General features: G+C 34.4%; 14 protein-coding genes. 8 read left to right on the forward strand and 6 right to left on the reverse strand.

Annotated elements, in window-relative coordinates; all coding sequences use genetic code 11:
* Nucleotides 1-164 precede the first annotated feature (164 nt).
* The gene (gene dnaA / locus FTRAC_RS00010; protein WP_013452169.1) at nt 165-1,580 is read left to right on the forward strand and encodes a chromosomal replication initiator protein DnaA; all 1,416 of its coding nucleotides are present in this window, start codon (nt 165-167) and stop codon (nt 1,578-1,580) included.
* Between the two features lie 366 nt (nt 1,581-1,946).
* On the opposite strand, the gene FTRAC_RS00015 is transcribed toward dnaA, so the two are convergent.
* From FTRAC_RS00015 to FTRAC_RS00035, 5 genes are read right to left on the reverse strand one after another with little or no spacing between them, the layout of a single operon-like run.
* The gene (locus FTRAC_RS00015; protein ID WP_013452170.1) at nt 1,947-3,344 is read right to left on the reverse strand and encodes an exonuclease domain-containing protein; all 1,398 of its coding nucleotides are present in this window, start codon (nt 3,342-3,344) and stop codon (nt 1,947-1,949) included.
* Between the two features lie 16 nt (nt 3,345-3,360).
* Nucleotides 3,361-3,762: a type II toxin-antitoxin system VapC family toxin gene (locus FTRAC_RS00020; protein ID WP_013452171.1), complete on the reverse strand. Its 402-nt coding sequence runs from the start codon at nt 3,760-3,762 to the stop codon at nt 3,361-3,363.
* Complete coding sequence (locus tag FTRAC_RS00025) at nt 3,744-4,004, reverse strand: hypothetical protein (RefSeq protein ID WP_013452172.1); 261 nt, start codon at nt 4,002-4,004, stop codon at nt 3,744-3,746. Before FTRAC_RS00025 ends, FTRAC_RS00020 begins: the two co-directional genes overlap by 19 nt.
* A gap of 7 nt (nt 4,005-4,011) precedes the next feature.
* Nucleotides 4,012-5,172 carry a homogentisate 1,2-dioxygenase gene (locus FTRAC_RS00030; RefSeq protein ID WP_013452173.1) on the reverse strand — a complete coding sequence of 387 codons (1,161 nt, stop codon included), beginning with the start codon at nt 5,170-5,172 and terminating at the stop codon, nt 4,012-4,014.
* A 21-nt stretch (nt 5,173-5,193) separates the two neighbouring features.
* Complete coding sequence (locus FTRAC_RS00035) at nt 5,194-6,819, reverse strand: S41 family peptidase (RefSeq protein WP_013452174.1); 1,626 nt, start codon at nt 6,817-6,819, stop codon at nt 5,194-5,196.
* 223 nt (nt 6,820-7,042) lie between these two features.
* Between FTRAC_RS00035 and FTRAC_RS00040 the strand changes: the two genes are divergently transcribed.
* From FTRAC_RS00040 to FTRAC_RS00055, 4 genes are all read left to right on the forward strand, one after another.
* A complete protein-coding gene (locus FTRAC_RS00040) occupies nt 7,043-7,792 on the forward strand; it encodes a hemerythrin domain-containing protein (protein ID WP_013452175.1) in 750 nt (249 codons plus the stop codon).
* A 2-nt stretch (nt 7,793-7,794) separates the two neighbouring features.
* Nucleotides 7,795-8,208 (forward strand): Holliday junction resolvase RuvX, encoded by a 414-nt coding sequence (ruvX, locus tag FTRAC_RS00045; RefSeq protein ID WP_013452176.1) that lies wholly within the window; start codon nt 7,795-7,797, stop codon nt 8,206-8,208.
* Between the two features lie 3 nt (nt 8,209-8,211).
* Entirely contained in the window at nt 8,212-8,769 is a 558-nt protein-coding gene (def, locus tag FTRAC_RS00050) for a peptide deformylase (protein ID WP_013452177.1), read from the forward strand.
* 142 nt (nt 8,770-8,911) lie between these two features.
* Nucleotides 8,912-9,565, forward strand: coding sequence for a tetratricopeptide repeat protein (locus FTRAC_RS00055; RefSeq protein ID WP_013452178.1), 654 nt, complete (start codon nt 8,912-8,914; stop codon nt 9,563-9,565).
* Nucleotides 9,566-9,625: 60 nt separating this feature from the next.
* Here FTRAC_RS00055 and FTRAC_RS00060 read toward each other — a convergent pair whose 3' ends face one another.
* Nucleotides 9,626-10,132, reverse strand: a complete 507-nt coding sequence (locus tag FTRAC_RS00060) for a DUF4442 domain-containing protein (protein WP_013452179.1) — start codon at nt 10,130-10,132, stop codon at nt 9,626-9,628.
* 123 nt (nt 10,133-10,255) lie between these two features.
* Between FTRAC_RS00060 and FTRAC_RS00065 the strand changes: the two genes are divergently transcribed.
* From FTRAC_RS00065 to FTRAC_RS00075, 3 genes are read left to right on the forward strand one after another with little or no spacing between them, the layout of a single operon-like run.
* Nucleotides 10,256-11,386, forward strand: coding sequence for an NAD(P)/FAD-dependent oxidoreductase (locus tag FTRAC_RS00065; protein WP_013452180.1), 1,131 nt, complete (start codon nt 10,256-10,258; stop codon nt 11,384-11,386).
* 55 nt (nt 11,387-11,441) lie between these two features.
* The gene (gene nhaC / locus FTRAC_RS00070) at nt 11,442-12,884 is read left to right on the forward strand and encodes a Na+/H+ antiporter NhaC (protein ID WP_013452181.1); all 1,443 of its coding nucleotides are present in this window, start codon (nt 11,442-11,444) and stop codon (nt 12,882-12,884) included.
* On the forward strand, nt 12,881-13,465 hold the full coding sequence (locus FTRAC_RS00075) for a 3'-5' exonuclease (RefSeq protein ID WP_013452182.1): 585 nt from the start codon (nt 12,881-12,883) through the stop codon (nt 13,463-13,465). Before nhaC ends, FTRAC_RS00075 begins: the two co-directional genes overlap by 4 nt.
* The last annotated feature ends 25 nt before the right edge of the window (nt 13,466-13,490 follow it).

Genomic DNA, 13,490 nt, shown 5'->3' on the forward strand with positions numbered 1-13,490 from the left:
TTTAAAGAATTTTCGACTGATTTATAAACTTAAATTGACTGAATTGTATTTAATGGCTTGTCAAGTAAAATTCCATTTTTTTCTTCCCTATTTTTTTATCATTTTTGTCAGCCCTGAGCAAAAATAGGGGACTCAAATTAACAATCCGTCAATTATTAGTGTGAATGGTTAAAGACTGTCAATCAGTGTGGAATAATTGTCTTCACTCCATAAAGGAGGGAGTAGGGGAGCAAAGTTTTAATACTTGGTTTTCTCCTATTGAGCCGGTAAAGCTTGAAAATAACGTATTAACGATTCAAGTACCGAGCCAGTTCTTTTATGAGTGGTTGGAGGAGCATTATGTACATATTTTACGGAAAGTCATTCACCAGGAATTGGGCCCAGAAGGCAGATTGGAATACTCTGTTATTGTAGATAAAGGAAATGACAAGTATAAGCCATTTACTATCAACTTACCGAACAATAATAAATCCAATAAACCGAAAGAGCAACAAAGAGAACAACCACTCAATCCTTTTGCTCTTAATGGGGTAGATTTAAGTCAACAAAATTCACAACTAAATCCAAACTATACTTTCGATACATTTATAGAAGGAGATTGTAATCGTTTGGCTCGATCTGCAGGCTATGCTGTGGCTAAAAAACCTGGTATTACTTCTTTCAACCCATTAATGATTTATGGGGGAGTAGGATTGGGAAAAACCCATCTGGTGCAAGCCATTGGAAATGAAATAAAAGATACTTTAAATGGTAAATTCGTTTTGTATGTTTCGTCTGAGAAATTTACCAATCAATTTATCGATGCCTTAAGAAATAATAAAATTCAGGATTTCTCCAACTACTACTTACACATTGATGCTTTAATAATTGATGATGTTCAGTTTTTAGGAGGTAAAGAAAGAACTCAGGAAATATTTTTTCATATTTTCAACCATTTACATCAGAATGGTAAGCAAATTATCATGACTTCTGACCGTCCACCTAGGGATTTGAAAGGATTAGAAGATAGATTACTTTCCCGTTTTAAATGGGGATTAACTGCTGATTTACAGCAACCCGATTTGGAAACCAGAATTGCCATTATCCAGAATAAAATGGAAAGCGATGGTATTCATATCCCAGAGGATGTGATTGAATATTTAGCTTATTCTGTAGATACCAATATCAGGGAACTGGAAGGAGTCCTAATTTCATTGATTGCTCATGCGTCTTTAAACAGAAAGGAAATTGATTTAGAACTTGCCAAGCAGACTTTGAAAAATATTGTACACGATATTGAGTCTGAAGTAGGTATTGATTTTATTCAAAAAACCATTGCGGAGCATTTTGCGGTAAAAATTGATGATTTAAAAGCGAAAACCAGAAAGAAAGAGATCGTAATTGCCCGTCAGGTTTCCATGTATTTCTGCAAAGAACACACTAACCATTCTTTAAAATCAATCGGTTACCATTTTGGTGGAAGAGACCATTCTACTGTAATCCATGCAGTGCAGTCAGTAAATGACATGATGCAAGTAGATAAGCGTTTCAGAGAAGAAATGGAAGAACTGAAGAAGCGATTTAAAATGAAGAAGGTTTAGGCCAGCCACCTAACCCGCCAGCTGGCGGGGAATAAAGCACGGTTATACTTTAATGATTAATAGCAATCGACATTCCTTTATTCCTACAGGGAAACACCCCTGTAGTCCCCTCAAGGGGACAATCTCATAGATTTAAATCAGTAGAAAATAATGAAATTCATCACTATTTTTGATTATTTGATGAAACAACATTTTCAAATTAAAAAGTCATTGTAAATTCTGTGCGACTCGCCGCCAGCTGGAGGGGGCGAAGGGGGGTGTGATTCGTCCTAAAAAAGTACGACTGTACTATATTAAATTCCAGTCCTATTTCTTTGTGTAAATAATGATAGTCTTTGAAATAGAAGTGTTCTAATCCAAAGTATTTCAAGCAGATTCCGTCCTCTTCAAAAATCCTTCCTTCTTAATTTTCTTATAATGCCTAGTAGCATGTTCACTGCTCAGTATTTTATAAATTTCAGGATGGTCAGGATACTGAATTAAGTAATTGCTGAATTCTTCCCAGTGCTCTATTGAATCTTCCTGAGTATAAAAACCAAAGCCTTTGTAAAAACCATCTTCTACTAATACAAAAGCTGTTTCATTGATGTTTCGACCTTCTCCAATTAATAGATAATCACTTTTTTCGGCTTTGCAGTGATCTATAAAAGCTTGAATCTTTTCATTGTGTTGAGATACAGATTCTTCTCCAGCGCAGGCTCCTTCACAAAGATTTACGCTATAATCAAAGCAAGTCCCGGGACTAGATTGAATTCCAGCAAATTTTGGACAGATTTTCAATTTTTTACTGACTTCATTTAAAAAACTAAATCCAGAAGCGTGATTAGGAAAGCGCATCAAACTTTGCATTCCAGTTTGTTTTCTGCCTAGTTGCAATCTTTTGTAGCCTTGTCTGTCTTCGTAAAGGTAAATGGAATAACCAGGACTGTTATTCTTCTGGGCTCGGTTATAGCGGGGCCAATTCTTTCTGATTTCATGTGATTCATGTAAGAGTGCAATCAGTTCATTGCCAGTCAAATAATAATCTACATGATGAATTTGGCTTTGGAAAGCTTGTTTGGCTACTTCCAACTTACTTCCGCCAAAATGATTGCTTACCCTCTTTTTAATGTTTTTGGCTTTGCCTACGTAAATGATTTGGCTTTTCTGATTAAGAAAATAATAAACGCCTGGCGATTCAGGTAAGTCTTCAAAAACCGTTCTTTCTAGATTTTCGGGAATATTTACTACAGCGGCATTCTTTTTCAATGATTTTTGGATGTGATTATCTGTGTCGTGCTGAACTAATTGGGTGAAAAGCTCAGCTGTGGCGATGGCATCCCCGAATGCTCTGTGTCGGTCATTTATTTTGATTCCCCGATTTTCACAAATGTTTCCTAGACTATAGCTCTTTAATCCTGGAAATATTTTTCTGCTCAAGCGGACCGTACAGAGTTTTTTCAATTTTAACTCATATCCCAAATCTTGAAATGCTGCTTTAACAAAGGAGTAGTCAAAATTTACACTATGCGCTACAAAGATATTCCCTTCTAGTAGCTCATGAATGGTTTTAGCTTCCTCATAAAATTTAGGAGCATCTTCCACCATTTGGTCGTTTATACCATGAATAGCAGAGAGTTGTGGAGGAATGTGTCTTTCAGGATTGATTAAAGTCTGATATTCTTTGACCACTTTTTCGCCATCATGCAAAATAATGGCGATTTCGCATATTCTGTTTCGGGCTGCATAACCTCCAGTGGTTTCAATATCAACTATGGCGTACATTCCACATTTAACTTTTCTAAAACTTTATTAGTTCGACATTATTGATAAATTTAAAATCTTTAATGTTATATGTGAATAGAGGCACTCTTAATTTTACTGCAGATGCTGCTATTAAACAATCTGCTATTCCAATTTTATGGCTAAGATGAAAATTATTTAAAAGTTGGGAAGCAGTTAAGCTTATATCTGTATTAATTGGTACGATATCAAAGTTATTTAGCTGGCTATTTATAAGATGTAAATCGTTTTTATTACTGGCACCAATTGTTAATTCCATTAATGAAATTATAGAAATTAAAATATTATCTAAACCAATTTTATTTTCTATAATATCAACTGTTTTTTCATGCCTTGTTTTTCTTTTTTCAAAATAATCAATCAATACATCAGTATCGCAAATTATAAGTTTCGATTCCATCCTTTTTCTCGTAATTCTTTGGCTGTGCTTTTATATTCAGAAACTACATCTGACACCAAGTCTAAGTTTGAAAAATCTTTCTTTCCCTTCTTTATTTTAACTCCGTTTAAATCATAATAATCACTAGAATCCGGATATAAGTTTTGTACTGTGCCAATTTCAAAATTGTATTTTTTTGAAGCATCTTTTATAAATTTCAAAGCTGCATCATCAACATTATTTAGAATTAAATTATTCATCATTTTCATTTTATTCAGTCCAACTCATAGGATATTTCTTATCCATAAATTCTTTGCCTTCTTCTGTAACATAAAGGGGTCTGAAAGTATCTAACATAACTGCTAGTTCTTCAGTTTCTTTGGCTCCTATGCTTTTTTCAACAGTTCCTGGATGAGGTCCGTGAGGAAGTCCACCAGGATGAAGCGTAAAAGAACCTCTGTCGATTCCTTTTCTGCTCATAAAGTTTCCTTCCACATAATACAATACTTCATCAGAATCAATATTACTGTGGTTATAAGGTGCTGGAATAGCATCTGGATGATAATCAAATAATCTTGGCACAAAAGAGCAAATCACATAACCAGCTGCCTGAAAGGTTTGATGTACGGGAGGCGGCTGATGGATTCTTCCTGTAATAGGCTCGAAATCATGGATAGATAAGGTGTAAGGATATAAAAAACCATCCCAACCTACTAAATCAAATGGACTATGATCATAAACATAATGATGGATATAGCCTCCCTTTTTGATTTTTACATGGTAATCTCCTTTGGTTTCTTCTGTGATCAATTCTTGTGGAGGATGGATGTCTCGCTCACAATAGGGAGAGTGTTCCAATAGTTGACCTAAATCATTTCTATATCGGCTTACTGTTTCAACTGGGCTAGCTGATTCTATTACTAGGTAACGGATTTCACTTGTATCCCATTCTAATTTATAAATGGTGGTTCTTGGAATCACTACATAATCACCCGCTTGGATTTTCAGTTTTCCAAATTGGGAATACATATAACCACTGCCATCATGAATGAATAATAACTCATCTGCTTCAGCATTTTTATAGTAATAATCCATACTTTGGCGGCTCGGCATACAAAGCGCCATGGACACATCATCATTCATCAATAATACTTTTCTGCTGTCCAGAAAATCACTCCCTGTATTTTTAACGCCAGAAGTATTTAGGTGTACTTGCTGAAGTGTTAAATCTTTGTCAGGCTTAGCTCCATAAGCCACAGACTTTTTAATCTGCTTTACTCGTGTAGGAGGGTTAATGTGGTATAAATTTGAATAAATACCTGAAAATCCTAAAGAGCTTACTAATTCTTCAGCATACAAACTCCCGTCTGGTTGTCTGAATTGAGTATGTCTTTTAGGTGGTATGTTTCCTTTTCTTACGTAAAATGCCATAATAATATAAGTTCTAAAAAATTATTTCTTAGCCAATGATTCAGCTCGATCAAAAAGTTTAAGTGCTTCTAGGAAGACTTCATTCTGCTGATTAAAGATAGGGTAGAAGCCTTCATTATTCCAAATATTCCTAGCGATGTAAGCCTTGCTATACAATTTAATTAAATCTTTAGATTTATTAAATCCGTCTTCATTGAATTTCACGTCATTGGTTTTAGCCAAGTTTGTTAGCTCATTCAACATTTTATCAGTAACCTGAAAGTTATTGATGAAGCCTTCCATTCCCATGTTTTCCAACATTTTTTTATTTTTTTCATAATAAGAGAAAGTGTATTGTCTTAAGCTATTGCTCAAGAAAAGTCTATTCAAATACGTTGAAGTTTGTGCAGTATCCAGTGGTACGAAATAGTCAGGCATGATTCCTCCACCTCCGTAAACTATTCTCCCATTTGAAGTTGTATACTTTAATGAATCATCAAATTCAATGCTATCAGCAACAAAATATTCACCGTGTTCATATCTGTAATTCATCTCATTCCTATATTCATTAGGGTCTTCGCCAAATGGTTTTTGAATTGATCTTCCTGAAGGAGTGTAATATCTGGAAATAGTCAATCGCAATTCAGAACCGTCTTTTAACGGCACTGGCATTTGAACTAATCCTTTACCAAATGATCTTCTTCCTACTATCAAGCCTCTATCATTGTCCTGGATGGCACCTGAAACAATTTCTGAAGCAGAAGCACTGCCCTCATTGATTAAAACGATTAACGGGCTGTCCTCAAATTCTCCATCTTTGATAGCTCTTGCTTCAGAATTATATCTTTTTTCTTTCCCTTTGGTATAAACAATCATGGCATTATCTTTCAGGAATTCATCAGCCATGTTGATGGCTTTGTCCATGTAACCGCCAGGATTGTCCTGTAAATCCAGAATTAGTTTTTGCAAACCTTGTTCTTTCAATTTGTTCAGGGCTTCCATGAATTCATTATAAGTTGTGGCGGAAAAACGACTAACTTTTATGTAACCGATTTCATCATCTACCATATAACTGACATCCACAGAAAATTGAGGGATTTTATCTCGAACGATTTTATATTCAACGGGCTCTTCTAAGCCAGAACGCATAATTTGTAATTTCACTTCACTGCCTTTTTCTCCCCTTAAATTTTCATGTACTTGCCTGTTAGTAAGTCCTACACCTGCAATGTTTTTACCATCCACCGCAATGATTTTATCGCCTGATTGAAGCCCGGCAGTTTCTGACGGGCCACCACTTAAGGGGGCAACGACATAAAGTGTGTCATTAAAGATGTTGAATTCTATTCCAATCCCTTCAAAATTACCTTTTAGATCAGCTGAAACCATTTCTAAATCTTTAGCTGGGATGTAGGAAGTATGAGGATCTAACTCTTTTATTATACCAGAGATAGCACTATTTACTAATTTATCGGTATCAACTTCTTCAACATAATTTTGATCCACTTGTAAAAGAATCTCTTTTATTCTTGTAATCCCCTCTAAAACAGTATCTTTATTGGAAGAGGGGTTTGCCATAGTGGCACCAATCAATATTCCTGCTGCCAAAGTTGAAAAAATGATGATAGGCAGTTTGATTTGAAATGAACTATTTTTATTATTATTCATGTGTATAAATTAATTTGTCAATGGGTACAACTTGTCCCGCATTTATCTGGAATTCGCAAAAAACATTTCTTCAGTTGGTTATTTAACTTGACCTTAGAATTATTTTTGCTCATTCCACGTTTTAAGATTTTTATTTTAACAAATAACGCAACAATTTAACAAATCGTTGGATTGAAAAGCTTTAAAATTAAATTACCTTTGTAAAATACCTAAATTAGTTAATGTGGAATACTCTCAAAAGAAAATAAAAGAATTAGTAGCGGAAAATTACGTTTTTGCATCGGTTCTCTATTATTTAGGTATTGAGTATTATGAATATGCAGAGGATTCTCTTGAAAAAGTTTGTCTGCATATAGGAGTTGATTTAAATTACGTAGTTTCAGAATTAGAGAAAATAAATCAAAATGAGGAAATTGAGAATGTTAAATTGTTATCTTTTCCAATAGATTTAGTCATCACATATCTTAAACATGCTCATTTTATTTTTATTAAAAAGGATTTGCCTTTTTTAGTAAAATTAGTGAATAAATTAAACAGTGTTTCTCCAAGTTTAGCTTCAGTAGAAAAGGAGATTAAAGATGTTTTCCCCTTATTCGTGGAAGATTTTGTTCATCATATTTATGAGGAAGAGGACACGCTTTTTGAATATATTAGCCAACTAAAAGCAATAGAAGATAAAAAGAAGAATCCTTCGGCCTTTTTTTATAAGCACCCAAATTTTAATATGCAGAAATTTGCTATTGATCATGAAGTGCATGATGATGAAATGAAAGGAATCCGATTCTTAATGGATCAATATCCTGTAGAGAAAGATTCTCCTTTGAATGTTAAAGTTTTGTTTTCAGAACTGGAAAGATTTGAAGAAAAACTTAAAGTTCATGCCAAAATTGAAAATGAAGTGCTTTTTCCAAAAGCCTTGATGTTGGAAAAATCAGTAAGGAAGAAATTTGATTCCCTTATTCGACTGAATTAATAATGCCCAGAGTTTTAGCAATAGATTATGGTACCAAAAGGGTTGGTTTAGCAGTAACAGATCCATTGAAAATTATTGCCTCACCTTTAGAAATGATACATTCTAAAGACTTGGTTCAATACTTAGCCAATTATTTCTCGAGTGAAGAAGTAGAAGCTGTGGTTTGTGGTTATCCTACCAACGAAGAAGGGGAAGCCACAGATGCAACCCGTCATGTTGATGCATTTATTAATCTCTTTAAGAAGAAATTTCCGACAATGCCCTTACATTTGCAGGATGAAAGCTTCAGTTCGCAAGAAGCTATGCAAGCCATGATTCATTCTGGATCCAATAGGAAACAAAGAAATAAGAAATCAGGTAATATAGATAAAATTAGTGCAGCAATTATTTTACAACAATTTTTAGAAGAATATTAGATTATGATATATCCTATAGTAGCTTATGGGCATCCGGTTCTTAAAACCAAAGGGAAAGATATTGATAAGGGTGAGATAGATGTTAAAACATTGGTGGATGATATGTTTGAAACCATGTATAATGCAAATGGTGTTGGGCTTGCGGCTCCTCAAATTGGCAAGAGTTTGAGATTGTTTGTTATAGATACTGATCCTATAGATGATGAAGAAGATCAACCAAAAGTAAAGCAGGCTTTTATAAATCCGCAAATTTTAGAAGAAGAGGGTGAGGAATGGGCTTTTGAAGAAGGTTGTTTAAGTATTCCTAATATTAGAGAGGACGTAAACCGTAAGCCAACTATAAGAATTAAGTATTTTGATGAAAATTGGAATGAGCATGAGAAAGAGTATGATGGTTTTGTTGCCAGAGTTATTCAACATGAATATGATCATATAGAGGGAATACTTTTTACAGATCATGTTTCTGCTTTCAAAAAAAGGATTTTGAAAGGTAAATTAGCTAATATCAGTAAAGGGAAGGTTTCTGCAGATTATAAAATGTTATTCCCTCTTAAAAAATAAATAGATGTAAGTTCAGCTTGAATTTAGCTGTTAATTTGTTTAAATTTTTAAATATATTTGAATAATGCAATAAACTGATCGCTTTTAGGGATATTGGCAAACTTATTGCATTGGTTTTTATTCAACATATTTAATTTTTATTATGAATAAATTATCGAAAACATTAATCTTAAGCCTGATAATGGTTTTTTGCATTTCAGTTGTCTCAGCTCAACAGAAAAAGGCTGCAGATTTTATTGAAAATGGCATCAATAAATTTGAGGAAAAAGAGTATATGGAAGCCATTGTGAGTTTTAATGAAGCCATTAAATTGGACGCAAAAGCATATCAGGCTTACTATATGAGAGGTAATATCAAGCAAAAATTTGCAGATGTTCATGGTGCTATGAAAGATTACAATAAGGCAATTGAAGCAAAATCTGATTTTTCTGAAGCTTATTTTGAAAGAGGGAACATTAAATATTTGTTGCAAGATTATTACGGAGCAATCAATGATTATTCTAAAACCATTGAGCTTAACGAAAATAACTTAGATGCTTATTATAAAAGAGGGCAAGCGAAGCAGCAGCTAGAGGCATATCAAGATGCCATAAATGACTGTACCAAAATAATTGAAAAAGACAGTGATAATGTTGATGCCTATTATTTAAGGGGTGTTTTAAGAATTGAATACGGCCAACTTTCCGAAGGTTGTCTTGACTTAAGTAAAGCTGGTGAACTTGGAGATTTGAAAGCCTATGAAATGATTCGTGAAAGATGTAATGATGTGAAATGTTATCCTTCTGAATTCGAGTAAAATTTTTAATTGCTATTAATAAAAGCCAGCAAAATGTCGATATTGCTGGCTTTTTTTGTTTTAAAGCTTGGTTTTTACTTTTTCCCAAGATTTAATTTGCCAATAGATTTTACCCGTGCTAAGATGATTTTCATTTTTATCATATAATTTGATCTCACAGGGGATAACAACTGCATCTTCTGTTTTCAAAGGGCCTTCTACTTCATTTTTCACCCAATGATCATCAATTGAAAATTCAGCGTAAGCATCCATTTTTGCTTGAAAGTGGTAATCCATTTCCAGCTTTTGCATGATTATGCGATACTTCTTAACATCTAATTTATATAAAATCATTAAGCCAGTTGTGTATTCTGAAATAGTAGCCATTGCACACGCATGAATTCCTTTAATATGATTCAAATTCCTTTTCTTATAGGGCAGCTTTGTTTTGATTTTATCAGGAGAGATCTCTGTGATTTTAAAACCATGCGGTTTGTTAAAGGGAATCATTTTGCTTAATCCAAGATTTAGAAGCCATAAATAGAATCCAGAGTGCTGTGCTTTATTAATTATGGAAGTTAAGTTCATGAAATTGAGTGTTTACCAGATTGAATTGAATTTGTAAGTGATTTTTATAAAATATTACTTTATTATAAAGCAATCTCGTTGAAATAGACCTATTTTTCAACTATCGATCAAAATTTATTATGCATGCTGAGTTTTTGGGAAAGAGAAAGTTTATCTAAATATGATTATGTAATAATAGGCGGAGGCATAGTGGGATGCTCCACAGCTTATCATTTAAAAAAGAAAAAACCTAAAGCCGAGATTGCCATCATTGAAAGGGGAGTATTTCCAAGTGGGGCAAGCTCAAAGAATGCTGGTTTTGCTTGTTTTGGAAGCCTTACAGAATTGGTCGATGACAGAAAAGGACTTAGTGATGATGAGCAGTTGACTTTAGTTGAAAAAAGGTGGAAAGGTTTACTAGCTCTTCGAAATATCTTAGGAGAGAAAAATATAGGCTTTGAGGATAATGGAGGCTTTGAAGTCATAAGAAAAGCGGAACTGCCTGCTTTGGAATATTTAGACCATTATAATCAATTGCTTAGAAGTATTTTTAAGAAAAATGTATACAGCTTAAAACCGAATTTCATTAATGAATTTGGTTTTAATAAAAGTGATATTGAAACCATTGTTTCTAATCCATTTGAAGGCCAGATTGATACGGGTAAAATGATGAAAAGCTGGTGGTCATTGTGCAGCGAGATGAGCATTAAAATTATAACAGGTTGTGAATTGAAGGGATTTGAAGAAAAAAATGACTATGTAAATTTAAATTGTCAATCTGGTAATCAATCTGTTCAGCTTCAGGCGAATAAAATTGCCATTTGTACCAATGCTTTTGCACATAAATGGTTCAATCAAGAAGATATTAATCCTGGAAGAGGAATGGTGTTAGTTACAGACCCAATTGAAAAATTGAAATTTAAAGGTGTTTTTCACTACGATGAAGGTTATTTTTATTTTAGAAATGTGGGAAACAGAGTCTTGATTGGAGGTGGCAGAAATTTGGATAAATCCACTGAAGATACTGTGGAATTTGGGATTAACCCTAAAATCAAATTGGCTATCTTACATGATTTGAAAGAACTAATTTTACCTAATCAGGATTTTTCCATTGATATGGAGTGGTCAGGTATCATGGCGTTTGGTGCCATCAAATCACCGATTATCAAAAAAATTTCTGATAAAATCGCTATTGGAGTACGGTTAGGAGGGATGGGAGTAGCCATTGGTACTCAAGTAGGCAAGGAATTACATGAATTGCTTGCTGACGGATAACTTATTTTTATTATATTTCGAATTCATTTAAAATTAATATCTTGATTTAAATTACATGACGGACAAGCAGCTCAAGCCAAGCTTAATTCAAGCACTGATTCCAATTATATTTTTAATTTCTCTTTTAAGCTTAAATGTCTACTTCTTTGGAGATGGCACTTTAGATGGTTCCAACCAAATCGCTCTAATTTTATCAGCAGGAATTGCTGCAATAGTGGCATTGAAGGTAGGCTTTAAATGGACGACAATGCTGGATGGTATAGTGAGTAGTATTAGTTCCGCTATGTCTTCTATATTGATTTTATTATTGATTGGATCTTTAGCTGGCACATGGTTGCTGAGCGGTATCGTTCCCGCCATGATTTATTATGGATTAAACATTCTTAATCCCACTATATTTCTTTTCGCAGCTTGTATTGTGAGTGCAATTGTCTCGGTGGCAACCGGGAGCTCATGGAGTACAATAGCTACCTTAGGGCTAGCATTGCTTGGAATTGGTCAAACCTTAGGTATGAGTGAGGGAGTAGTGGCCGGAGCCATCATTTCTGGTGCTTATTTTGGAGATAAAATGTCACCTTTAAGTGATACAACTAATCTGGCACCAGCAATGGCTGGAACTGACTTATTTACACATATTCGCTACATGGCCTATACCACAATACCGTCTATTGTTATAGCATTAATAATATTTCTGGTATTAGGTTTGATGAATAATTCCGAAACTGACATTCAGCAAGTTGGCTTGGTTCAAGCAGCAATACAGGATAAATTTAATATCAATTTATGGTTGTTTTTAGTACCTGCGATTGTGATTTTCATGATTGTTAAAAAGATATCAGCTATTCCAGCATTGCTAATTGGTTCTTTATTAGGTGGGGCGTTTGCAATTATATTTCAACCACAAATTATTGAAACTATAGCTGGTGGTACCGGTAACTTCTTTGAACAATCATACAAAGCTGTAATGGTGTCAATGTACGGAGATATAAGTATCAGTACCAATAATGAAATGGTAAATGATTTACTCTCTACTGGAGGCATGGCAGGCATGTTGAATACCATCTGGCTAATTGTTTGTGCGATGGTATTTGGAGGTGTGATGGAATCTACCAATATGTTGCGAGTAATCACAGCTTCTATCATAAAATTAGCCAACTCAACTGGTTCATTGGTGGCTTCAACTGCTGGAACATGCGTTTTCTTTAATGTAACCGCTTCTGACCAATATTTAGCTATTGTAGTACCTGGCAGAATGTTTGCCGAAACCTACAGAGAGCGCGGCTTAAAACCTGAAGTATTGAGTAGAACCCTAGAAGATTCAGGTACAGTTACCAGTGTGCTTATTCCATGGAATACTTGTGGAGCTACGCAATCCTCCGTTTTAGGAGTTTCTACGTGGACTTATGCACCTTATGCGTTTTTTAATATCATAAGTCCATTTATGACCATACTGTTCGCATACCTTAATATTAAAATTAGAAGATTTACTGATAAATGAATTTTGTAAAGGAGATTTCAAAGGAAGAGATCAATGATTTACCACTTTGGAAGTTTGAAGGTGAAATTACATTGGTGGAGAAAGATGAAGATTGGGAAGAAGTGATACCTAAACTGTGGAAAGCAGAAATTTTGGGATTCGACACAGAAGCTAAGCCAGTTTTTAAGAAAGGGCAGTATAATCCAGTTTCACTCATTCAATTGGCCACTGAAGAAGAGGTTTTCCTTATTCGAAATTTGATGTGTGGCTTTCACGGTGATTTGGTAAGGATTTTTGAAGATCCTTCAATTATTAAAACAGGAGCTGCTATCCATGATGATTTAAAAGATTTACAAAAATTAAGGAAATTTAGACCTGAAGGATTTGAGGATATTGGTTCCATTGCAAGGCAAAATGGGATGCTCCAAAGTGGTGCAAAGAATCTGACCGCTATATTTCTTAACAAAAGAATTTCAAAAGCCCAGCAAACCTCTAACTGGGAAAAATCAGAGTTGACCCAAGCTCAAATAGATTATGCCGCTACAGATGCCTATCTGGGTTTAAAGGTATATGAAGTTTTTGAGAGGATAGGTTGGGTTTGATGTTTTACCTTCATTCTAAAGTTGA

Origin of the sequence: Marivirga tractuosa DSM 4126 (assembly GCF_000183425.1) — a bacterium.
GTDB classification, from domain to species: Bacteria; Bacteroidota; Bacteroidia; order Cytophagales; family Cyclobacteriaceae; genus Marivirga; species Marivirga tractuosa.